This window comes from Pseudoalteromonas sp. 0303 (genome assembly GCF_013349995.1).
In the GTDB taxonomy this organism is placed as follows: Bacteria; Pseudomonadota; Gammaproteobacteria; order Enterobacterales; family Alteromonadaceae; genus Pseudoalteromonas.
In genome coordinates this window covers 114,798-137,775 of sequence record NZ_JABVXF010000004.1, presented here as the reverse complement: position 1 = coordinate 137,775, position 22,978 = coordinate 114,798, and the positions used below count along the sequence as shown (strand labels likewise).

Below are 22,978 nucleotides of genomic sequence, written 5' to 3'. Positions count from 1 at the left end.
TGAAAGAAAGCACGATGAAAGAAAACAACACTCGTCCTGCGATGCGTCGTATCGACACTATCCACTTTGTGGGTATTGGTGGCGCAGGCATGGGTGGTATTGCCGAAGTACTTGCTTTTGAAGGCTACCGCATCACAGGTTCAGACATTGCGCACAGTGCGATGACTGAGCGCTTAATTAAAGTGGGTGCAGAAGTATTTATTGGTCATGATGAGAACAATGTAAAAGATGCCAGCGTGGTGGTGGTATCAAGTGCGATTAACGAGCAAAACCCTGAGATTAAAGCAGCAAAAGCGGCGCGTATTCCAATTGTTCGCCGCGCAGAAATGTTGGCTGAATTAATGCGTTTTCGCCACGGTATTGCAGTGGCAGGCACTCATGGTAAAACAACAACCACGAGTTTAATCGCGAGCATTTATGCACAAGCAGGCCTTGATCCAACCTTTATTATTGGTGGCTTGCTAAACAGTGCTGGGAGTAATGCCAAGGTTGGTAAAAGTGACTTTTTAATTGCAGAAGCTGATGAGAGCGATGCGTCATTCTTACATTTACAGCCTATGGTATCGGTGATCACGAATATTGAAGAAGATCACATGGATACGTACGGCGGTAGCTTAGAAAAAATGAAAGACACGTATGTTGATTTCATTCATAACTTACCGTTTTATGGTTTAGCTGTAGTGTGTATTGATTCTGAGGTTGCGGCAGAGCTGATCCCTCGCTTTGGGCGTCCTGTTATTACCTATGGTGAGTCGGCTGAAGCTGATTACCGTATGGTTGATTTTAGCCAAACAGCAAATACTTGTTCATTTAATGTTGTGAATAAGCAAGGTGAAAGCCTAGCAGTTACGCTTAATATGCCGGGTAAGCACAATGCGCTTAACGCGACTGCAGCGATTGCGGTCGCTAAAGATCAAAACATCGCTAACCATGCAATTTTAGAAGCGTTAACAAAATTTGAAGGGGTGGGCCGTCGTTTTCAGCATTACGGAAGCTTTGAAAATGAGCGCGGCAATGTGATGTTAGTTGATGATTATGGTCATCACCCATCAGAAGTTGCGGCGACGATTGCGGCGGTTCGTGAAGGTTGGCCAGATAAACGTTTAGTGATGATTTATCAGCCGCATCGCTATAGTCGAACCCGTGATTTATACGAAGACTTTGTCAAAGTACTGGCTGATGTTGATCAGTTATTACTGCTAGATGTGTATTCAGCGGGCGAAGAGCCAATCGTGGGAGCTGACAGCAAGAGTTTATGTCGTAGTTTACGCCAACGTGGTAAAGAGCCGCTGCATGTTGCTAGTAGCTCTGAGCTTGCCGGTGTCCTAGCAAATACACTGCAAGATAATGACTTAGTTTTAACACAAGGCGCTGGTAACATAGGCCAGTTAGTGAAAAAGTTAGCAGCAACCGAGTTGTCTATTGAACAACTAAAGCAGGTAAACGTATGAGCCAGTTAAGTGACAAATTTGGCAAAGTAGCGGTACTTTTCGGCGGCACATCTGCCGAAAGAGAAGTATCTCTTAAATCAGGCCAAGCTGTATTGAATGCTTTGCAAAGTGCTGGCGTTGATGCCATTGCTTTTGATCCGAAAGATCAGCCGTTATGGCAATTAAAAGAATTAAACATTGAACGTGTATTCATTGCCCTTCATGGTCGTGGTGGTGAAGATGGCACTATTCAAGGTGCACTTGAGTTTATGGGTATTCCATATACAGGCAGTGATGTTTTAGGTTCTGCGCTTGCGATGGATAAAGTACGTTGTAAGCATTTATTTAAAGCAATGGGGCTGAGCACAGCACCTTATGCTGTTGTTGATAGCCGCCATGAGTTTGATAGCCAAGCGATTATTAATGAATTTGGTAAAGTGATGGTGAAACCGTCACATGAAGGTTCAAGCATTGGAATGGCAGAAGCAAACAGTGCGGAGCAACTCGATGCTGCGCTTAATGCTGCATTTAAGTTTGATAGCCAAGTGCTTGTTGAGCAATGGATCACTGGCCGTGAATTTACTGTTGCTGTGCTAGGGCAAGATGTTCAGCCTGTCATTGAGATGACGACGCCAAATGGTTTTTATGACTATCAAGCTAAGTATCAATCGAATACAACTCAGTATCATTGCCCTGCAGATATATCTGTGCAAGAAACTGAATTGTTGCAAGATATGGCATTAAAAGCGTTTGATTTAGTCGGTGCAAGTGGTTGGGGTCGTGTTGATGCGATGCGTGATCAGCAAGGTAACTTTTACTTATTAGAAGTAAATACGGTACCAGGCATGACAGAAAAGTCTTTAGTACCAATGGCAGCAAAAGCTAATGGTGCAAGCTTTGAGCAATTAGTTGTTCGCATTTTGGAGCAAACCCTTTAATATGCATCCTTTTTTAGAAAAAGCACAACAATTAAAACAGCAGCTAAATTGGTCGTTGATTTTTGGTGTGAGCTTTTTTCTAGTAGTGATTTTTGCATTAGTAAAAATCACTACAGGCGTCTCAGATTGGTTGGTAGAGAACAAAGACGCACAAATAAAGCACCTATCAGTACTTGGGCAACCCCAATATACTGATGAGAAAGCAATTATTGGTGCAATAAAAAAAGCCGACTTATCGAGTTTTTTTGAATTAGACGTAAAACATGTGCAACGCTTAGTACAAGGCTTGCCTTGGGTGGCAACGGCATCGGTCAGAAAGCAATGGCCAGATACCTTGCAAGTATATGTTGTTGAGCATCAAGCTGTAGCGCATTGGAACAGTGATTTACTGTTAAACCAAGCTGGCGAAGTTTTCCAAGCAAGTAGTGATAAATTACCTACAAGCTTGCCACAGCTATATGGTCCAGAAGGCAGTGAAATCGAGGCGTGGACTGCTTTTAGTCAATTTCAAGAAATGCTCAAAGTGAATAACTTAGAGCTGACCAGTTTAGCGCTTTCTGAGCGCTTTTCGTGGCAGTTATGGCTTGATAACGGCATTCGCCTGAACTTAGGCCGCAAAGAAAAAGCAAAGCGTGTACAGCGTTTTATTGACGTGTATCCGCGCATGGAACAACGTGCAGATGCACAAATCGATGTTGTTGATTTACGGTATGATACCGGTCTTGCAGTGAGCTGGAAGCCAGTGCAAGAAGAACAATTAGAAAATAAGAGTAAGGCATGACCAAGTCAGCAGAAAGAAACCTAGTGATTGGATTAGACGTTGGCACATCGAAAGTTGTGGCCACCGTTGGTGAAATCACCGCAGATAACAAACTAAGCATTGTGGGTGTTGGCAGCCAAGTATCGCATGGTATGGATAAAGGCGGCGTTAACGACCTTAACCTTGTTTCTGAATCGATTCGTCGAGCTATAGATGAAGCAGAGTTGATGGCTGATTGTCGTATTAGCTCTGTTTATTTAGGTATTTCTGGTAAACATATCCAGTGCCAAAATGAAAGCGGTGTCGTGGCAATTAACAACACGGAAGTGACTGACGAAGATATTGAAAATGTCATTCACATAGCTCGTTCAGTGCCTATTTCGGCAGAACGAAAAATGCTCCATGCATTGCCACAAGAATACAGCATCGATATGCAAGAAGGGATTAAAAACCCACTTGGCATGAGCGGGGTGCGTATGGAAGCTCGCGCGCACATCATTACTTGCTCAAACGATATGGCAAAGAATATCGAGAAATGTGTTGAGCGTTGTGGCCTTGAAGTGGATCAGTTGATCTTTACTGCACTGGCATCATGTTATTCAGTACTCACAGATGACGAAAAAGAGCTCGGTGTAGCCGTGTTAGATATCGGTGGGGGCACCATGGATATCACCATTTATATTAATGGTGCGCTTCGTCATTCAGCGGTTATTCCAGTGGCGGGTAACCAAGTGACTGGTGATATTGCAAAAATATTTAGAACACCTATATCACATGCTGAGTCACTCAAAGTACAATATGCGTGTGCGAGTAGCCAAATGGCAAGCAACGAAGACACAATTGAAGTACCGAGTGTTGGTGGCCGACCTGCACGTATTATGTCGCGCCATACTTTAGCTGAGGTTGTTGAGCCACGTTTTAGAGAATTATTCGAGTTGGCGATGGAAGAAATACGCCGCTCAGGTTTTGAAGACCAAATTGCTGCAGGTCTCGTCATTACTGGCGGAACAGCAAAAATGACGGGTGCAATGGAAGTGGCAGAAGACATTTTCCAAATGCCAGTCAGAATTGGCAAACCAATCGGGATTGTTGGTTTGACAGATTATGTAGATGATCCTTCGTACGCGACCGCGGTTGGTTTGTTACAATACGGCCGTACAATGCAATCGATGAATGCACAAAAGTCGAAAGCTGAAGGTGATAATAATTGGTGGAACCGTATTACTAAGTGGTTCCAAGGTGAGTTTTAAGACTCAAGTCGGAGAGTAAACATGTTTGATATGATGGAACAGCACAGCGAAGAAGCTGTCATTAAAGTAATTGGCGTGGGCGGTGGCGGCGGTAACGCTGTTGAGCACATGGTAAAACAACAAATTGAAGGCGTACGTTTCATTGCTGCGAATACGGATGCACAAGCATTACGTAATTCATCAGCAGATGTAACTGTACAGCTAGGTACACAAATCACCTCTGGTCTAGGTGCGGGTGCTAATCCTGAAGTGGGTCGTAACTCTGCTGAAGAAGATGCTGAGACTATCCGTGCCAGCCTTGAAGGCGCTGACATGGTGTTCATCGCAGCTGGTATGGGCGGTGGTACTGGTACAGGTGCTGCGCCAGTGGTTGCTAAAATTGCTAAAGAGTTAGGCATTTTAACGGTTGCTGTTGTAACGCGCCCGTTTGACTTTGAAGGTAAAAAGCGTGCTGCAGCTGCTGAACAAGGCATTAATGAATTGTCAGAAACTGTAGACTCACTTATTACAATTCCGAACAATAAATTGCTTAAAGTTTTAGGCAAAGGCACTACACTATTAGATGCCTTCGCAAAAGCGAATGACGTGTTATTTGGTGCGGTACAAGGTATTGCAGAGCTAATCACACGTTCAGGTCTAATCAACGTGGATTTCGCCGACGTACGTACTGTTATGTCAGCGATGGGTACTGCGATGATGGGCACAGCATCTGCGTCTGGTCCTGACCGTGCGCAAGAAGCAGCAGAAGCGGCTATCTCAAGCCCACTACTTGAAGATGTCGATTTAACAGGTGCTAAAGGTATCCTAGTTAATATCACTGCAGGTATGGATATTGCGATTGAAGAATTTGAAATTGTTGGTAACCACGTTAAAGCACTTGCGTCAGAAAACGCAACAGTGGTTGTGGGTGCGGTAATTGACCCTGAAATGAGCGACGAGTTACGTGTAACGGTTGTTGCAACAGGTTTAGGTGGTGATCGTCGTCCACAGTTTGGTATTGTTGATAATGGCTTTAAGAAAGCATCAGGTTCTGATGTACAAAGCTCAATGAACCAAACAACTAGCAGCATGTATGTACCAAGCTTTGCAAGTCAAGGTAGCAGCGATGATGTAAGCATATCATCTGCGTCTGAAAAGCAAGAGCCAGTACAACAAAGTACAACGAGCAGCTCAGTATCTAGCAGCACTGAGAGCAGCAAAAAATCTGATAAGTCAGAAGGGGGAGATTATTTCGATATCCCTGCTTTTCTTAGAAAGCAAGCTGACTAAATAGACTTTTACTGGTTATTTTGTTCGATAAATAAACAAATTGGCAGCTGGATGTATTTATGATACAATTCGCCGTCTAACTGTAACTATAAGTGAGCGAACCTATGATTAAACAGCGTACGATTGCAGAAGTAGTCAAAGCCATAGGAATTGGACTTCATAAAGGTGAGAAGGTCACTATTACTCTCCGACCTGCGAGCGCAAATACTGGGATAGTATTTCGTCGCGTAGACCTTGATCCGGTTGTTGATTTTGAAACAACACCAGAAGCCGTTGGTGATACGCAATTATGTACCTGTTTAACAAACAAAGATGGCGTTCGCTTATCAACGACTGAGCACCTTATTGCGGCGGTAGCGGCAATGGGTATTGATAATCTAATTGTTGAATTAGACAGCTCAGAAGTACCAATTATGGATGGTAGTGCATTACCATTCATCTATTTGTTACAAAAAGGCGGCATTAAAGAAGTAAATGCAGCTAAGCGCTTTATTCGTATTAAAGAAAAAGTACGCATTGAAGAAGGCGATAAATGGGCTGAGATCGAACCATACGATGGTTTCCACATCGATTTTGAAATTGCGTTTGATCACCCAGCAATCAATGAAAGCCGCCAACGTATCGGTTTAGATATCACGGCACAAAGCTTCACTGAAGAAATCAGCCGCGCACGTACTTTCGGCTTTATGAAAGATATCGAGTATATGCACGCTAACAACCTAGCATTAGGTGGTAGCATGGATAACGCAGTTGTATTGGATGAGTTTAAAGTACTAAATCCAAACGGCTTACGTTACAGCGATGAGTTTGTTAAACACAAGATCTTAGACTGTGTGGGCGATATGTTTATGACAGGCCACAACATTCTAGGTAAAATCACGGCTTATAAATCAGGCCATGATTTAAACAATAAACTACTTCGTAAAATTATGGCGACTGAGTCAGCATGGGAATGGGCAACATTCGATACCCCAGTGACTATGCCAGCACCAGGCCTAGAAGTAGCGACAGCTTAATCGCAAGCATATTACAGTTATAAAAAATGACGCTTTAAGCGTCATTTTTTTTGCCAAACTATTATCAAGATTTATAACCCTAGAATAGCTTCAAGCTCGACCAACTGATTGATTTGATAAGTTGGTTTAATATCCTCTGGTAGCTCAACTCCCGGGTGTTGTAACCAACACGTGTCGATACCCACATTGTGACCACCTAAAATATCACTGGCAGCGGTATCACCTACCATTAAAATCTGCTCTTTTGGCGGATTCCCCATCAATTGAAATGTATGTTGAAAAATCTCTGGGGCAGGTTTTGCTTTACCGACTAACTCTGAAATAACCAGCCAATCGAACATATCCTGTAAACCGGTGTGCTCTAGGCGTTTTTGTTGTAACTTATCAAACCCATTGGTAATAATACCTAGCTTGGCGTGTGGTTTTAACTTTGTAAGCAAGTCAACTGCACCAGGTAATGGCACACAAAGAGAGGCCATAGCATCCAAGAAGCCATCGTTAAGCTCTTTTGCTGGCACATCGAGTCTATTAGCCCATTCTGTAAAGCGAGTTATCTGTAGCTCACTGGCGGTAATTTCATGCTTTTGATAAGCAACCCAAAGCGGCTTATTGGTTGCTTGGTAATGATGATAATCTGACTCAGTAAATTCTACGCCGTAATGTGCAAACATCACTTTTAAACCTTCGAATGCATTAAAACTAAATAGCGTTTCATCTGCATCGAATAATACGTGGCTATACTTCATGGTTATCCTAATTACTGGTTGAATAGGGTAGGGTGTGAAAATGGCGCCATGGCCAATGTCAGCGCTTGTACATAAGTACTTTCGCGCGTGGCAAGATGATTGGTTAATAAGCCAATAGCACCACCTTGTTGTTTGATATTAACGGTATTGAATGCCTCATCCATGACATCACCTAGTTCTTTACCAGCTAGCAAGGCATCGTAAAAAGGTTGCGGTAACGGTAGGTTACTACTGCGACCAACGCTAAATTGCTGCTTGTTTGCAATCACTACAAAGGCAAAGGTTGCAGCGCCATAACTAAATTGTTCTGCGCCGCCTTCCATTGCTGCATAAAAGTCGGCGTCAAAGTGATCTTGGCAATACTTAACACGATTTTCAGCGCCGATACGGGTTTCATCTTCGCCTAGCGGCTGATCAGGCACACCAGAAGGTGCATCTTCACCTTTACATTCAATGGTATGATTTGGGAAATAAAGACTAAAGACATGTTTAGCCGCGTTAATTTTAACGGGGTTCTTTGAACCAACAATAACACGTAAAGTTTGTTTCAAGCCGACGACTCCATTGTTTTCACCAGAGTCAGCAGTGTACCCGAGTGAGTTAAATCGGCAAGTCAACCGGGGCTAAATTTTCAAGGGCGCGTTTTTTCAAAATAATATCTTTGATCAATGGGGTTAACACAAGCTCCATAGCTAAACCCATTTTGCCTCCAGGTACCACAAGGGTATTGATACGAGACATAAAGCTGCCTTCAATCATGCTCAAATAGTACGGAAAATCGACGTCATCTATGCCACGAAAGCGAATAACAACAAAGCTTTCGTCTAAAGAAGGAATATCTTTTGCGCTGAATGGGTTTGAGGTATCAACCGTTGGCACTCGCTGGAAGTTAATATGAGTACGCGAAAACTGCGGAGTAATATGATTTATGTAATCGTCCATCGAGCGCACAATAGAGCCCATTACCGCTTCACGAGAGTGGCCTCGTTCCGAGGTATCGCGAATGAGCTTTTGGATCCACTCAAGGTTGATAATAGGCACCATACCAATCAATAAATCGACATGCTTAGCAACATCATGATTCTCATCGACAGCACCACCATGTAGACCTTCATAGAATAAGATATCTGTATTTGATTCTAAGTCTTGCCAAGGGGTAAAGGTGCCCGGTAATTGGTTATAAGGGACCGCTTCGTCGAAAGTATGTAAGTAGCGTCTGATTTTACCTTGCCCGGTTTCGCCATATTGATAAAAAAGCTCCTCAAGGGCGCCAAAATCGTTAGCTTCTCGGCCAAAGTAGCTAATATGCTTGCCTTCTTGTTGTGCTTCACGGACTTTTTTATCCATTTCTGGACGTGTATAACGATGAAAGCTATCGCCTTCGATGAAGGCTGCATCAATGCTTAAGCTTCTAAAAATGTGCTTAATCGCATTGGTGGTTGTAGTAGTCCCCGCCCCAGATGAACCGGTAATAGCGATGATAGGGTGTTTAGCTGACATAATTATTCTCGTTATTGTTGATACCAGTCGGCTTGAATTGTTAACCATTCTAGCGTGTTAAATGGTCAGTTACTTAGCTCGATTGGTATTATCGTGCATAAAATCAATCAGTAGAAACTGATAAAAAACGAACACGTCCTAGTTATAAAGGTCGAGCATGGTAAGGTCAAGTGACTGGCGGATTAATTAACGCTATCATGGGCTGATAAAAATTAAAACGAGAGAACAACATGAAATTGATTTCGTCTTTACTTTTCGTCGCAGCAGGGACATTTTTTACCAGTCACGTACATGCAGCGATGCCTAAAAGCGAAATATTACTTGCCGAGTTAGACACCCCATATGGCATGCAGGTGTCGCGAGTAACAGATGATAAAGCTTATAATAATCAACCATTTTTAGTTGATACAGGGCTTTACTATACCCATGAGGTTGTTGACGAAAATGGCCAGTCACAAACCGATATTGCGTTTTATGACTTTACATCTAAGAGCAGCGTGAATATCACCAACACGCCTGTCAGTGAATACTCGCCTACGCTGATGCCAAATCAGCAAGCCTTGTCGGCAATCGTGGTCGAAGCAGATGGCAAGCAAAAGTTATGGCAGTATCCATTAGCAGAAGAATCTGTTGCTAGCCGAGTTTTTGAATGGATTGAGCCGGTTGGCTACCACGCTTGGGGCGCTGATGAAGACCTGATCATGTTTATCTTAGGTGAGCCGCATACATTGCAATACACTCGTGTTGCAGCTGCTAAACCGCGTGTCATTGCCGGTGATATTGGCCGTACTTTAATTTTTGATAAGCACACAAACAGTTATTTATTTAGTTATAACAAAAACAACCAACATTGGGTTGCACGCTTTGCGCCGCAAACTGAGGAAGTTAGTGATTTATTTAGATTACCTGAGTCGGTGCAAGACTTTGCTTTAATTGACAAAGACACTGTGGCTTATGCGGTTAATAATCGAGTTCATAAGCGCAGCCTTACAGAGCCTGAAGTGGTATCACAGTGGCTTGATTTAAGACGCTTTTGTGATGGTTCAATCTCACGGTTAAATTACAAACAGAGCAAACTGGCATTTGTATGTAATAAATGAGTAACGGTTTTTGCCTGATTGCTGTACTGTGGCTAAACTATCCACGTTATATGTAAGGAACGCCTTTGTCTTTTTCTGCCGAGCAAGTGAGTGTACAGCTGGTTAAAGCGGGCTGCCGCAGTAATTTTAAGATTAAAAATATTAACGAATTTATGCCAGCTAGCTCAAAAGAGGCATTTTATGTTCATGAGCAAAGTGGCCAGGCTAAAATTGTTATTAGACCTATATTTGAAGTATTCAGTGCTGATTTTGAGTCAATAGAGGGCATTACGCGTATCAAAGACTACTTTCACAGTAGTGAAATGACCCGTTTTCCAACTCGCATTCATAAAAGTGCACAACCCATTCATTATGGTATTGCATTTAAAGTCACCTCACCTGAAGCTGCAGAGCAATTTATAACTAAGTTAACTGCTATTTTAGCGCAATAAAAAAGGGCCACATTGTGGCCCTTTTTGCATTTGCTTTAATTAGCGCTTAAGGAAGCTATTCACCGAGCTTAACTCACGGTTTTTCAGTGCAATACAATCATTAATGCTTTCTTCAAGCTTACTAAGAGAACGTGCATAACCTGGTACTTCAGTGATTTTATCGTTGAAGAAGGTTTTGGTTTTCTCTAGGCTTTTCGCATCACAGCTTGCTGTCGTGAAGAACGGTAAGTTTGGTACAAAGAACGGCGGTAAGTTCTTAGTGATGGCATCGTAATTGTTGTAAATCCACTCAATAAACAGTGCTTCACGTTCTTTACCATAGCCTAAACCACCTAATAACGTACGCATATCAGAGGCTGTTACGTTATCTGTTAAGCTGTACTCTAGAACCGCTTTTTGTAACTCAGGTTTACCAAAGTAACCCATCGCTGCCAGCATCTTAGTACGCACTTGTGGATCTTTGGTCGTTTTAAAGGTTTGCTTGTACTTTTTAAGTAACTTCGCATCGCCATGGTAAGCCGCAAGGTTTAAGTAAGTTGAGGCTAAATATGGGTCAACATTTTCAGGGTTGTTTAAGTACAGTGCCGCTTGTGCTTTTGCAGTATCAATGACTTTTTGATCTTGGCCATCAAAACCTAAACGGGCAATAACTTGCGCACGCAATTGCGATACCGCTGCATCTTCACCTGCTTTTGCTGTTAAACCATATTGTTTAGCAGCTGGTGCAATGCTGTTACGGATAAACTTAGGCCATAAGTCAAGGTTGCTGTCGTCTTCGAATACGCGTTTTTGAGAAGTAAGGTAACCTAACGCTGTGTTTGCTACTAATGGGTGAGCATCACTCACAAAGGCTTCTAAAGTTTGCATTAAGTGAGCCGCAGAGATAACACCTGCATCAAGTAATGAATCAACCGCAGAAAGTAGCGCTAAGCGCTCACGTACCGTTAGCTTGTCAGCAGCGTTCTCTAACAGGGCATTAAACTGAGCATCATCTAATACCCAGCGGTAATAACCCATGGCACCTTGATCTGGGTAGATCCACTCAGGTTCAAAGTCGAGAGTTAGTTGCTGTGTTTCTTTATTCAGCAGTACACTTGCGGTTTTAACTTTGTCGCCCGCACCATACTTAATTGCAACCGGAACATTCCACAGTTGTGCAGGTGCATCAACGCCAGCATTTACAAAGCGGCTTTGGCTAATATTAATTTTCTTGCCATCTTGCGTTACTTTAATAAGTGGGAAAGATGACTGTTCGATAAACGATTTAAGAACACTTGCCACATCTTTATTAGACGCTTCGCCTAGTGCTTGCCATAGATCAGCAGCTTCTGCATTTTTATACGAGAATTTCTTCAAGTAAGCACGAATACCTTGCTGGAATGCCTCTTCGCCAATCCAGTTTTCAACCATAGATAAAACCGCACTCCCTTTACTGTAAGCAAGGCCAAGGCCATCCATGATATCAGCTTCAGTCTTGATTGGTTTACGAATAGGTTTAGTACTTAGACGCGCATCTAGTGCCATCACATGGTTTTGTGGTAAGTCTAAGTGCGACTCAAATTCTGGGTTGATTTGTGCAGTGATTTTCGCTGCCATCCAGCTTGCGAATGCTTCGTTTAACCATAAATCATTCCACCACTTCATAGTCACTAGGTTACCGTACCACTGGTGCGCTAACTCATGGGCAATGATTGATACATTACGCTCTTTTTTGCTGCGCGTTGCTGTTGCTAGGTCTACTAGTAAAATGTCTTCACGATAAGTCACTAGGCCTGCGTTTTCCATTGCGCCAAATGGAAACTCTGGCACTGCCACTGAGTCTAGCTTTTTATATACGTAAGGAATGCCAAAATAATCTTCTAGGGCTTTTAACACACGCGGCATATTTTCTTTTGCGTAATCAGCAAGGTGAATTTTACCTTGAGGAGTCAGTACACGGCCAGGGATTGGCATGCCTTTAATTTCAAGCTCTTCAAACGGGCCCACAGCCATAGCGACTAAGTACGAAGGAATCGGTGGCGTTTTGTCGAAAAAGTGCGTTGTCATATCGCCATCAACTTTGGTTTTTAAAACCGGTGTATTGGCATACACTTTTTGTGATGTTGGCGCTGTGATAGTTAGCTGAAATGGAATTTTATAACTTGGCTCGTCAAAAACCGGGAATGCACGACGCGCATCGCTCATTTCAAATTGCGTGAAAAGATAAGGTGTGCCTTGATCTAAAGTTTTATATAAACCAACACTTTGACGGTTATAAGGTGCGGTAAAATCAACTTTTAAAGTGTATTTACCTGGCTGAATTTTTTCTTCACAAGCGAATTTAACTTTGCCTGTTTTTAGCATTTCAGCACTTAGGTCACAGTTTTCTGCACCTAAAATTTTCGCCATGCTAACTGCATAATCAATACCGTTTAATTCGATATAATTCGTTGCTTTTAGAACCTCTAAAGCAATTTCGGTATGACCAGAAAAATTGTCTTTGGCAGGATCAAGCGTAAGTTCTACTTGTTGTGAGCTAGGCTTGGCAAGCTTTTCGATAACATATTCATTGGCATGGGCAGAGCTAACAGCAAGTGCAACACTCACCGTTAATAGGCTTTTTAAGAACATAAGTATCCCTGATTTTTTGTTGTTAGAAAGGCACCTGCTATGAGGGGCGAATCACCATGCTATCAGGTTTTAATTTGAACAGTAATAAATAGTTAGTAACAAAGTTTGTCAGTTAATTATGGCGGTCAATGAAACGCTGCCAATGCAGTTGCGGGTTTATTTGTCGTATGTTTTGCAGCACGGTATTTAATAACTGCATATCAGCAAAGCGTTGCTCGTTGAAATCTTTAAAACCAAGCAAGTAGTTAAAGGCATCTTTGCAGTTGGCTTGCAGTGCATGAATTCGCACTTGTTGTTCAAAGTTGAGCCGTAAACTGCTTATCGCGGTTTTCATACCTTGCTGATCAACAGTAGGAATAGCGCACTTTTGTAAATAACCAGCGCGTTCACCTTCACCCGAAAACCAAATACGTACTTTTTCGCTGTAGCGACCAGATTTAGCGGGTAAATCAAACATCAGTCGTTGCTGATTTTGTTCATTTAAATAGCCTAAGTATTGGTCAAGTCCTGCATCGAGTAATGCATTGTGGATAGGCACATAGCGGGGTTTTATCTTGCCATGTGTATGAAAATCAAAGCAGCGAATTCCATCAAGGGTGACAATATTATCAAGGGTTAAATGGCCAATTTCATCGCTGTAGGCACCGGTGTAATAGGCAAATAAAGGCAGCCAAAAGTGCCAATGCTTAGCTTGTTCACGTGCTAAACGCTGATCACCATAAATGTAACCATTATACAGGGTATGTAATTCCATGGCCGAAAAGGGCCTACGACCAAGATGGGACTTCAACCTAATACCTTGATAATAAAGATGTGTCGAAGAGTATAACTGATATACCCAAACCACCTCAAGATGCGAGTTTCAGTTGGAATTAAAAGCGATTTAGGCAAGGCATTGATTGCAAGTAATAGTGGTTCTATTGTTAAAATCAATATAAGTATCAAGTTTCCAGCTTAACGACACTGCCATAAATACGGCCGTGTCGTTATAAGCTTAAGGATTGCGATTAATCGCAAAGAGCTTTAGCTAAACCAACCGGTTCGATTTCAACGCATACTTGATCATCGTTCCAGTTTAAACCAACAAGCGCATCATCTTCGTTAAGGTCTTCAACCCACTCATCAAGAAATTCGTCTAGGCCAATTTCAACAGGGGTATAGTCTTGCCACTCATCTTTACATTGTGCTTTTGCAGCATCTTCAGTACCCCAAAGTAATAGCACATCTGTGTCGCTAAATTGGTTTGATTCACAGACAACAAAACCACCATCTTCGGCACCCAGTGCCCACATAGATTCGTTCAAACGAACTTTTTCTACAAAGCTAACTAATTCTGATTCAATTTCGATATCGCTCATTTGCGTAACCCTTATCTTTATATTCGTGGATCTGTTTGTTGTACCGCCGCTTTATCGGCGAATTTATGATAAAAACCAACTAAGTTTTCTAGTTGGCTAAAATCAGTTAATTCGCGGAAGCGGATCCAATCTAGCAAGCAGTATAAACTGATGTTGAGGTATTCACAGCTTTTAAATACTGGCTCCAATAAATGAGTATTTAAATAGGCTAATGTTTCAACAATTCGTTCATTCTGTAAATTAAAAAATAGTTTGTCGCTGTTGGTATCAAACCCTGAACGCTGACAAAGTAAAATTTCTACCAGTGAATCATTGCAGGCATTGATAATGGTTAAGTAGTTCTCTTGCTGCCAGCTAAGTAACGGCTGATCAGCTTTCTCTAGTAGATAGCGAATAATTGAGTTGGAATCACATAAGGTAAAATCATGGTCGATTAATACAGGAATTTTTCTGGCAGGGTTATGAGCAATCATGGTTTGTCTGTCTTGCTCAGAGAAAATATCCAAATTAACAAAATCAATAGGTAGGTTATTAAGTGCCGCCCAAATTCGAATACGGCGCACAAAAGGTGAGGTAGTAGAGCCTAAAAGTTTCATTTTGAGATCCTTCGCAAAAAAAAGCCGCTGTGAAGCGGCTTTCTGAAATCAATTTGTCAATTAGTCAGTACGGCTTGTTACTTCTAGAAGATGATAACCAAACTGGGTTTGCACTGGGCCTTGTACTTGGTTAATTGGTGCAGAGAATACGACTTTGTCGAACTCTGGAACCATCATGCCAGGGCCAAACTCACCTAATGCACCACCATCTTGACCTGATGGGCAATTAGAATGAGCACGAGCAAGCTCTGCAAAGTCAGCTCCTTGCTCAATTTGCTGTTTTAAATCTAAACAGTGAGCTTCACTGTCTACGAGAATGTGTCTTGCACTGGCTACTGCCATAACATCTCCTAATGTGTGTTTTAGTATTAAATTACTAGTTTAGTTCAATATTTACCGAACGAAAAATTAAATTTATTTTGCAGTTAGCTCAGCTTCAATTGCATCGCGTAAAGTTTGCGATTGTGGCTTAGTTTTACTATTAAAGCGCTGCACTGTCTTACGGTCAGCAGACACTAAATATTTGTAAAAGTTCCAGTTAGGTGAGCTAGTTGCTTCGTTTAGGTGTTTGAATATCGGGTTTGCATCGCTACCGCGAACGGCACTGGTAGCCAGCATATTAAAGGTTACGCCATAATTGATGAAACATACTTTTGCAGTGTCTTTTTCATCGTCTTCTTCTTGGAAAAAGTCATCTGATGGAAACCCTAGTACCACTAAGCCTTGGTCTTTATATTCTTTATGAATAGCCTCTAAGCCTTCAAACTGGCCGGTAAAACCACAATTACTAGCGGTATTTACAATGAGCAGTGGTTTGTCTTTGAATTCGCAGAAGTTAATTGACTCTTTTGAGCGTAACTTTCTCATTGTAACATTGGTAAAGTCATCACATTGGCTGCTTGCTTTAGCAGTAGGTGTCGCCTCTGTGGTTTGTGCTGCAAGGTTGGTTGTTATTAGACCTGCTGCAAGTAACAAAGCATATTTATACATAGTTATTTCCCGCTAGTTATTTGTGATGAATATACGCTAATATGCAGCAAAGTGATCATTTAATTTCAGCTATTATGACGATTCGCAAAGCAACACAAAACGACTTAACTGACATAGTCGCTATTTATAACGAGACCATCCCTGGCCGTATGGTAACCGCAGATACTGAAGAGGTGTCGGTTGCAGACAAACAAGCTTGGTTTGATAGCCATACAGAGAAAAGGCCTATCTTTGTTTTTGAGCAACAAGGTAAAGTGCTTGCTTGGCTGAGTTATAAGTCATTTTATGGCCGACCTGCCTATGATGGTACCGTTGAAATTAGCATTTACATCACCCAGCAAGCTCAAGGGAAAGGGCTAGGTAAACAATTGCTTACATTTTCAGAACAGCATGCAAAAACACTTGATATCAAGGTGTTATTAGCTTTTATCTTTAGTCATAACCTACCAAGTATAAAACTGTTTAATCGTTTTGATTACAAGGTCTGGGGAGAGCTTCCTGAAATTGCGATCATGGATAATAAAGCCTATAGCCTCACTATCTTAGGTAAGCGTTTAGACAGTTAATTAGCTAAAAAGCTAATAAAAAAATGCGGTACAAATTGTGACCCATTGTGATTTTAGACTACGCTAATGTATGTACTTATTGTTAAGCGAGTCTAGTCTACTGTGCGAAGAATATTAATTGTTGATAGCAATAGTGTTTTAGCAATGCGGGTCAAAGTGCTGTTAGAGCTGATAGGCTGTAGTGTTGAGCTATTACATTTTGCGATGGTTGATGATGCTGTTTTAGAGCAAGACTTTGATCTTGTGGCAGCTTCTCATGGTGTGCCAACCACTGTTATTAAAACGCTAATGGCAGTGTTCGCACAAGAGCACTTCATGCTTTTAGCGCCCAAAGCACAGCGTAGTGATTTACTAGAACATTTTAGTGAAGTAAACCGCCTATTACCTAATGCTGTGGTGATTTACCCCTTCTTTGCAAATAAAGAGATCAGCTCTTTATTAGAAGGGGTACTTGAACTCGACAGCGATAGTATTCTTAAGCTACCAACTGTACTTTTAGTTGATCACTGCCCACATCGATTAGAGAAAATAGCTCAAAATCTAAAAGGGGCTCATATTAAAACCTATACAGCAACCAGCACTTATTTGGCACTTGAGCATATTGAAAGTACAAACTTTGACTTGCTTATTAGTGACTTTAGTTTTGAAGATGGCACTGGGCTTGAGCTCTTTAATAAGCTCAAAACACGCCAACCAAATAGTCGATGTTTACTTTATACCTCTAAACCTGATCAAGTCTCTATGGTGGAAGCTATTCGTCAAGGGGTAGAAGATGTGCTCATTAAGCCAGTTGATGACAACAGCCTGCTGCAATCAGTACATAAATTGTGGCAAACAGAGCTTTTAAGGCGCCACAACACTGAGTTAGTAGAGCGTTTACAAAATACAGTTGATGCACTCATAGAAAAAGATAGTCTACTTCGAGTTATTTTTAAACACACACCCGATGCCATCATTCTATTTGAACGTGGTGGTAAGGTTATAGAAACTAACGACGCCTGCGAGCAGCTTTTCGAAAAACCGCTGAAAGAGTTTGAGAATTGTTCGGTTTTTGAGTTTTTTGATGTTGCTTCAACTGAGCGTATCAAAGATAAGATTGCGACTTTAAATAAGAACCGGCAATTTAGTTGTGACTTACGACTACTCAAGAAAAACGGCAGTGAGGTGCCTTTAGTTGGCTCGTTTAATGAAATCGACCACCACGGCGAAATTGCGTTAGCGGTAATCTTTAAAAATGTCACGCACCTCAAAGAAAAAGAAGATTTACTCGTTGAAGCTAAAGATTTGCTTGAAGAAGAGGTCAAAGCCCGTACGGCACAGTTAGAGCATGCTAAAAATGTGGCTGAAGCCGCAAGTCATAGTAAATCTGAATTCTTAGCGAATATGTCTCATGAGCTCAGAACGCCAATGCATTCTATTTTAAGCTTTGCTCGTTTTGGGCTTGATAAAGTTGCTAATGACGATTTAAGTAAAGATAAGTTAAATAAGTATCTATCTAGAATTGAGCAAAGTGGTGAACGATTGCTATCGCTGCTAAATAACTTGCTCGATCTCTCAAAACTCGATGTCGGGAAATTCCCGTTCAATCCGCAAAAGCATAATTTAAGCAATATTATAAAAACCAGCATTGATGATGTGTCGGGCACAGCCCTTGAAAAAAGTATTGCTATTCGACCAATAGGCTTTGAGCAAGGTATTGTACTTGAGTGCGACGAAGAACAAATTAATCAAATTATGCGTAACTTGCTAGGTAATGCACTGAAGTTTAGTGAGCCGAATAGCGACATTGATATAAGCTTAGCGGTGAATGAACAGATGGCCGAAATCGCTGTAATTGACCGCGGAATAGGGATCCCTGAAGAGGAACTTGAAAAAATTTTTGCTAAGTTTGAGCAAAGTAGTAAAACAAATAGCGGTGCGGGAGGCACCGGGCTTGGCTTAGCTATTTGTCGTGAATTTGTAGTCTTACATCAAGGCACTATTTCAGCAAGTAATAATGAATACGGAGGCGTAACTATTCTGGTACGACTTCCCTTAGAAATAGACTTGCCACAACACTTGGCAAATGAACAACAGTCTATATCGATGAATTAATAAAACGGAAAAGATAATCATGGCCTTGAAACGTATTTTAGCGGTTGATGATGAACCATTTAATTTAGAAATTATTGAAGAGATCTTAGAAGATCTCGATTTTGAGCTGAAAATGGTTAATAGCGGCCCAGAATGTTTAGAAGTAGTTGAAGAGTTTGATCCTCAGGTGATTTTACTCGATGTGAGCATGCCACAAATGAGTGGTTACGATGTATGCCGCAAACTCAAAGAAAACCCAATCACACAAAAAATTATAGTGATGTTTGTCTCAGCAAGGGGCACGGTTGAAGAGCGCATGGAAGGCTACTCTGTCGGTGCAGAAGACTACATTGTTAAGCCATTTAGCCATGAAGAACTGAGACTTAAATTACAACATTTGAATCAAGTACTCATTGAAAAAGAGTCGTTAGAGCAACAGGTTGAAGATGCGACTTCAACGGCGTTTAACGCCATGGCAAACAGCAGTGAAATGGGTCAAATTGTTAATTATATTGAGCATATTGGTGCTATTGAAGATGAGCAAGAGCTGGGCAAGGCTCTACTTAACTGCCTAAGCTCATTTGATTTACAAAGCAATGTTGAGTTTCGCTTAGCGACAGGCGTTGAACACTTTTCTGTATCTGGCATGTGTTCACCCATAGTTATTGAACTATTTGAAATGCTCAAAAATAAAGGTCGTTTGCATGAGTTCTCGAACCGGATTTTAGTTAACTATGAAATGATTAGTTTGCTTATCTTAAACATGCCTGAGCAAGACCCTGATAAACATGGCCGAATCAGAGATCATATTTGTTTTTTAGTCAGTGTCACAGAGCAGCAGCTTAAAGCGATTCTGACTAAAAAAGAGCTTCTTCAGCAGCAGCAACAGTTAAATGATGCTGTAAGTAAAGTGCATAGTAAATTTACTGGTTTGATTGAGCTTTTAAATGAAAACCGTATCAATAACGAAGCGATTTTTAAGCAGCTTCAAGAAGATTTAGAAAGGCGCATACCAACCATGGGTTTAGATGAAGACCAAGAGGTGTTTATATATCAAAAGGTCGACGAAACCATTCAAAACTCAGTGGCTCGAGAGGAGTCTGTAAAAGGGGTTAAAGCGGCCTTTAAAGAAATTGAAAATGACTTATCGCTATTATTAACGCGATAGGGCAAAGCTTTAACTAGTCATTAAGCATCTCTGGGTAGGCCTTTTTCAACAATGCGAATTAAGCGCGCCGTTTTACGAAGCTTTAACTGGCGCTTATTTTTTTGCTGCTCAAGCGCCCACTCGATATGTTCAGCGACCAAAGGTGTAGCGGTTGTTAACCTTTGCTCTAAAGCCTCGATTATTTGCTCGTTGTAATCAGCGTTACCTAATCCGACAGCGAGGTTTCTTAACCAACGTTCGTGACCAATGCGGCGTATAGGGCTGCCTTCGGTATTTTTAAGAAAGGTAGTTTCATCCCATGCAAATAAAGTCAGTAAGTCTTGGTCTTTAAGTTGCTTTCTTGGATGAAAGTCAGCTTCATCGGTAAGCTGACCATAGCGATTCCATGGGCAAACTAATTGGCAGTCATCACAGCCATAAATACGATTCCCTAACAGTGGGCGATACTCTTCAGGAATAGCGCCTTGCAGTTCAATAGTAAGATAAGAGATACATTTACGGGCATCGACTACATAAGGCTCGACAATCGCACCGGTTGGGCACAGCGTCATACAGGCAACGCATTTCCCACAGCCTTCAAAGCTATTTTCTTCATCAATTGGTAGCGGTATATCAACAAACAGCTCACCTAAGAAAAACCAAGAGCCTGCTTCTTTATTGATTAATAAACTATGTTTTCCACGCCAGCCCAAGCCTGCCTTTTCGGCTAGTTGCCTTTCAAGTACTGGGGCTGAGTCAACAAAGGGACGAAAGCCGAGTTGGCCAACTTGCTGCTCTATTTTTTGGCCTAACTTTTTCAGACGGTTGCGAATTAACTTATGATAGTCACGACCCAATGCATAGCGACTAATGTACGCTTTGTCGGTTTGTTTAAGGTTTTTAGCAAAACTTGCATCAGGCGGCAGGTAGTTCATTTTTACTGAGATGACTCGCTGCGTGCCAGGTACCAGCTCTGCTGGGCGCGCTCGCTTCATACCATGGGCTGCCATGTATTCCATCTCACCGTGATAGCCTAAATCTAACCAGCGCTGTAGCTGCGCTTCATGCTTCGTTAGGTCAATATCAGTGATCCCGACTTCTGCAAAGCCAAGGTCTTTACCCCATTGCTTTATTTGCAGTGCGAGTTGTTCATAATCAATAGCGGGTGTTGTCACGGTCAATAAAAAAGTAGCCAAGAAGCGGCTACTTTAACATAGTTTGAGGTAGGCTCTGAACAATAATCACTTATTGTAGGGTAATTCCATCGTCAGTAATAACAGCAATTAGTAAGCCGTACTCGACATTGTTTTCAGTATAAACACGCGATAATCCACCTTTACTGTTTTGCCTCACAGTATTGTTGCTAATTAAATCATCTAGGCTCTGGCTAATAGTATCTGTATTATCGCTTTGCAGAATAATGCCGCATAGTTGATTTGAGCACTGCATATCATACACAGTAATGTCTGCGTGTTTTTCTTGGTATTTTATTGTTTCATCGTAAACCAGTTCTCTAACTTGCGCTTTGTTGGCATCAGTTAAGCCATTCGCTAACTCAGAAACATAATTTTGAATTTGTGCAAATCCCATTTCATTTAATGGCTCAGTATTAAGCACTTTTTGACCGTTTTCTTTGTCTGCTACGAGTTCATCCAATGAGCTTAGTGCACCTATGGAGCTGTCTGTGTCGGTAAAAGCATCATCAGAACTTAGTGAGTCAGTCTCTTGAGATAATTGCGGGTTTATTTTTGTTTGAAGTGTTGATGACTTAATAGCAAGGGATGCGGTTTCTTCTGCTGTTTCTACAGCCGTAACATTGTGTGTAGTGTTATCCTCGAGCAGATTAACGACTTTATAAGTAATAAAAAGCGTGCATAGCGTGAGCACTGCAAAGAAAACATTTTTCATTTAAATTCCCTTTTGATGTTTTCTTATACAGTACTGTAACTAATTGAATTAAGTCAATTTTTACACAAAGCGTTTTAACTGCTCTTGGGTTTGTTGGCTCAGTTTATGCGACTGTTGGCAATCAGCGAGTGATTCATCAATTTGCTGCTTAGCTTGCTCACCCAAAGCAACTATTTGCTCAACCGTTTGATGGGTTTGGATTTGGGTTTGCTCTAGTAAATGCACCGCGCTGACAATCTGTTGTAGTTGTTGTTGGTTTTGCTCAAATTCGCCAAGCATATTGCTAAAACCTGTTGAGGTGTTGCTAATTGCTGTTTCCGCTTCACTCGAGTGGCTAATTAGTTGCTCAGACTCTTTATTGGTTTCGCTAACAAGGCTATTCATTTGATTAATAAAATCACTGATCTGGCGAGTTGCGTCGTTAACTTTAACCGATAGCGATCTAACTTCATCGGCAACCACCGCAAAACCTCGGCCTGCTTCACCGGCACGTGCCGCTTCAATTGCAGCATTTAGGGCAAGTAAATTGGTTTGATCAGAAAACTCTTCGACCATTTTTAAAATGGCACGAATGTTCTCGCTGTTTTCTTTAAGGCCAGACACCGTTGCTGAGAAGTTACCCAAAATTTGGCTAATCATCGCGACCTTTTTAACTAATGCCGATAACTCAGTGGCTGAGTGCTTAACAAAGTTTAAATGTTCACTATTAACATGGTGCACGCTGTCAGTATTTGCTGAGATATTCTCAAGGCTTGAAGTAATTTGGTTACTTGAATCAGTAATGGTTTGACTGAATTTTATTTGCTGATGGCTCATTTCTGCGGTTTGCTGCATCGAATGAGTCATCTTTGAGCTGCTATCAGCACTGGCTTGTGCACTTTGATAAGTAGTTGCTAATAGGTTTGCTAAATGAACTGTAAAGGTATTGTACTGCTCACTTAAATCACGAAATTCATCGTAGGTAAAATGTGGTAACTTGGCAGATAAATCGGCATCATGGCGGTTGATTTGCTCAAGTGTATCGCGCATTGCTTGCACTGGGCGCACAATTAAAAAGCGCATATAGAAAATAGTAAAAATAAAGCTCGCGATGATAACAAAGGTCATTAACCAAAATAGTCCCATGCCAGCTTGCTGTTCTGACAGGCTGCTATAAAGCCAGATCAAAGTAATGGCTTGAAACGCAAACACAAAACCTAAATTACCGACAATCTTACGTGTGAGGGTGTAAAAGAAAGTTTGTTCGATAAAATTGTAAATGCGCATATAGCTACTCATTAAGGTGTTGTG

The 22,978-nt window shown here is 41.5% G+C and carries 23 protein-coding genes; 11 read left to right on the top strand and 12 right to left on the bottom strand.

All coding sequences use genetic code 11. The annotated features are described in order from the left end of the window. Positions 1–14: 14 nt before the first annotated feature. The 6 genes from murC (at position 15) to lpxC (ending at position 6,663) form a co-directional block, all read left to right on the top strand. Positions 15–1,451 (top strand): UDP-N-acetylmuramate--L-alanine ligase, encoded by a 1,437-nt coding sequence (gene murC, locus HUS62_RS04740; protein ID WP_220094966.1) that lies wholly within the window; start codon positions 15–17, stop codon positions 1,449–1,451. After that, complete coding sequence (locus HUS62_RS04735) at positions 1,448–2,368, top strand: D-alanine--D-alanine ligase (RefSeq protein WP_054561047.1); 921 nt, start codon at positions 1,448–1,450, stop codon at positions 2,366–2,368. Before murC ends, HUS62_RS04735 begins: the two co-directional genes overlap by 4 nt. Position 2,369: 1 nt before the next feature. After that, positions 2,370–3,149, top strand: coding sequence for a cell division protein FtsQ/DivIB (locus HUS62_RS04730; RefSeq protein WP_054561046.1), 780 nt, complete (start codon positions 2,370–2,372; stop codon positions 3,147–3,149). Continuing rightward, entirely contained in the window at positions 3,146–4,378 is a 1,233-nt protein-coding gene (gene ftsA / locus HUS62_RS04725; protein WP_054552726.1) for a cell division protein FtsA, read from the top strand. The genes HUS62_RS04730 and ftsA overlap by 4 nt, the downstream gene beginning before the upstream one ends. A 21-nt stretch (positions 4,379–4,399) precedes the next feature. Continuing rightward, on the top strand, positions 4,400–5,647 hold the full coding sequence (ftsZ, locus tag HUS62_RS04720) for a cell division protein FtsZ (RefSeq protein WP_175078695.1): 1,248 nt from the start codon (positions 4,400–4,402) through the stop codon (positions 5,645–5,647). Between the two features lie 104 nt (positions 5,648–5,751). Then, on the top strand, positions 5,752–6,663 hold the full coding sequence (lpxC, locus tag HUS62_RS04715; protein ID WP_036971181.1) for a UDP-3-O-acyl-N-acetylglucosamine deacetylase: 912 nt from the start codon (positions 5,752–5,754) through the stop codon (positions 6,661–6,663). A gap of 71 nt (positions 6,664–6,734) precedes the next feature. Here lpxC and yjjG read toward each other — a convergent pair whose 3' ends face one another. Genes yjjG through HUS62_RS04700 form a run of 3 tightly spaced genes read right to left on the bottom strand, consistent with a single transcriptional unit; the run spans position 6,735 to position 8,909 of the window. Then, positions 6,735–7,409: a pyrimidine 5'-nucleotidase gene (gene yjjG / locus HUS62_RS04710; RefSeq protein WP_175078694.1), complete on the bottom strand. Its 675-nt coding sequence runs from the start codon at positions 7,407–7,409 to the stop codon at positions 6,735–6,737. Positions 7,410–7,420: 11 nt separating this feature from the next. After that, positions 7,421–7,960: an inosine/xanthosine triphosphatase gene (gene yjjX, locus HUS62_RS04705; RefSeq protein ID WP_054561043.1), complete on the bottom strand. Its 540-nt coding sequence runs from the start codon at positions 7,958–7,960 to the stop codon at positions 7,421–7,423. A gap of 49 nt (positions 7,961–8,009) precedes the next feature. Beyond that, complete coding sequence (locus HUS62_RS04700) at positions 8,010–8,909, bottom strand: phosphoribulokinase (RefSeq protein WP_054561042.1); 900 nt, start codon at positions 8,907–8,909, stop codon at positions 8,010–8,012. Between the two features lie 230 nt (positions 8,910–9,139). On the opposite strand from HUS62_RS04700, the gene HUS62_RS04695 reads away from it, so the two are divergent. Both HUS62_RS04695 and HUS62_RS04690 read left to right on the top strand, forming a co-directional pair. Next, the gene (locus HUS62_RS04695) at positions 9,140–10,009 is read left to right on the top strand and encodes a hypothetical protein (RefSeq protein ID WP_175078693.1); all 870 of its coding nucleotides are present in this window, start codon (positions 9,140–9,142) and stop codon (positions 10,007–10,009) included. A gap of 65 nt (positions 10,010–10,074) precedes the next feature. Then, positions 10,075–10,440 carry a hypothetical protein gene (locus tag HUS62_RS04690; protein WP_175078692.1) on the top strand — a complete coding sequence of 122 codons (366 nt, stop codon included), beginning with the start codon at positions 10,075–10,077 and terminating at the stop codon, positions 10,438–10,440. A 39-nt stretch (positions 10,441–10,479) separates the two neighbouring features. Here HUS62_RS04690 and HUS62_RS04685 read toward each other — a convergent pair whose 3' ends face one another. The 6 genes from HUS62_RS04685 to HUS62_RS04660 all read right to left on the bottom strand — a co-directional run bounded on the left by HUS62_RS04685 (position 10,480) and on the right by HUS62_RS04660 (position 15,994). After that, on the bottom strand, positions 10,480–13,050 hold the full coding sequence (locus tag HUS62_RS04685) for a M1 family metallopeptidase (RefSeq protein ID WP_175078691.1): 2,571 nt from the start codon (positions 13,048–13,050) through the stop codon (positions 10,480–10,482). Between the two features lie 112 nt (positions 13,051–13,162). After that, positions 13,163–13,840 carry a hypothetical protein gene (locus HUS62_RS04680; RefSeq protein ID WP_062566485.1) on the bottom strand — a complete coding sequence of 226 codons (678 nt, stop codon included), beginning with the start codon at positions 13,838–13,840 and terminating at the stop codon, positions 13,163–13,165. Between the two features lie 217 nt (positions 13,841–14,057). Further along, a complete protein-coding gene (locus HUS62_RS04675) occupies positions 14,058–14,408 on the bottom strand; it encodes a DUF2750 domain-containing protein (protein WP_054552718.1) in 351 nt (116 codons plus the stop codon). Between the two features lie 17 nt (positions 14,409–14,425). Next, positions 14,426–15,004, bottom strand: a complete 579-nt coding sequence (locus HUS62_RS04670; RefSeq protein WP_175078690.1) for a glutathione S-transferase family protein — start codon at positions 15,002–15,004, stop codon at positions 14,426–14,428. Between the two features lie 60 nt (positions 15,005–15,064). Further along, complete coding sequence (locus tag HUS62_RS04665) at positions 15,065–15,346, bottom strand: peptidylprolyl isomerase (protein ID WP_054552716.1); 282 nt, start codon at positions 15,344–15,346, stop codon at positions 15,065–15,067. A 72-nt stretch (positions 15,347–15,418) separates the two neighbouring features. Continuing rightward, positions 15,419–15,994 carry a glutathione peroxidase gene (locus tag HUS62_RS04660; RefSeq protein ID WP_054561036.1) on the bottom strand — a complete coding sequence of 192 codons (576 nt, stop codon included), beginning with the start codon at positions 15,992–15,994 and terminating at the stop codon, positions 15,419–15,421. 74 nt (positions 15,995–16,068) lie between these two features. Between HUS62_RS04660 and HUS62_RS04655 the strand changes: the two genes are divergently transcribed. The 3 genes from HUS62_RS04655 to HUS62_RS04645 all read left to right on the top strand — a co-directional run bounded on the left by HUS62_RS04655 (position 16,069) and on the right by HUS62_RS04645 (position 19,801). Continuing rightward, the gene (locus HUS62_RS04655; RefSeq protein ID WP_175078737.1) at positions 16,069–16,560 is read left to right on the top strand and encodes a GNAT family N-acetyltransferase; all 492 of its coding nucleotides are present in this window, start codon (positions 16,069–16,071) and stop codon (positions 16,558–16,560) included. Between the two features lie 144 nt (positions 16,561–16,704). Beyond that, the gene (locus HUS62_RS04650; protein WP_175078736.1) at positions 16,705–18,654 is read left to right on the top strand and encodes an ATP-binding protein; all 1,950 of its coding nucleotides are present in this window, start codon (positions 16,705–16,707) and stop codon (positions 18,652–18,654) included. A 19-nt stretch (positions 18,655–18,673) separates the two neighbouring features. Beyond that, on the top strand, positions 18,674–19,801 hold the full coding sequence (locus tag HUS62_RS04645) for a PleD family two-component system response regulator (protein ID WP_175078689.1): 1,128 nt from the start codon (positions 18,674–18,676) through the stop codon (positions 19,799–19,801). 20 nt (positions 19,802–19,821) lie between these two features. Here HUS62_RS04645 and queG read toward each other — a convergent pair whose 3' ends face one another. The 3 genes from queG to HUS62_RS04630 all read right to left on the bottom strand — a co-directional run bounded on the left by queG (position 19,822) and on the right by HUS62_RS04630 (position 22,966). After that, positions 19,822–20,955 carry a tRNA epoxyqueuosine(34) reductase QueG gene (gene queG, locus HUS62_RS04640; protein WP_175078735.1) on the bottom strand — a complete coding sequence of 378 codons (1,134 nt, stop codon included), beginning with the start codon at positions 20,953–20,955 and terminating at the stop codon, positions 19,822–19,824. A 70-nt stretch (positions 20,956–21,025) separates the two neighbouring features. Then, positions 21,026–21,688, bottom strand: a complete 663-nt coding sequence (locus tag HUS62_RS04635; protein ID WP_175078688.1) for a hypothetical protein — start codon at positions 21,686–21,688, stop codon at positions 21,026–21,028. Between the two features lie 60 nt (positions 21,689–21,748). Continuing rightward, positions 21,749–22,966: a methyl-accepting chemotaxis protein gene (locus HUS62_RS04630; protein ID WP_175078734.1), complete on the bottom strand. Its 1,218-nt coding sequence runs from the start codon at positions 22,964–22,966 to the stop codon at positions 21,749–21,751. Positions 22,967–22,978: the final 12 nt, after the last annotated feature.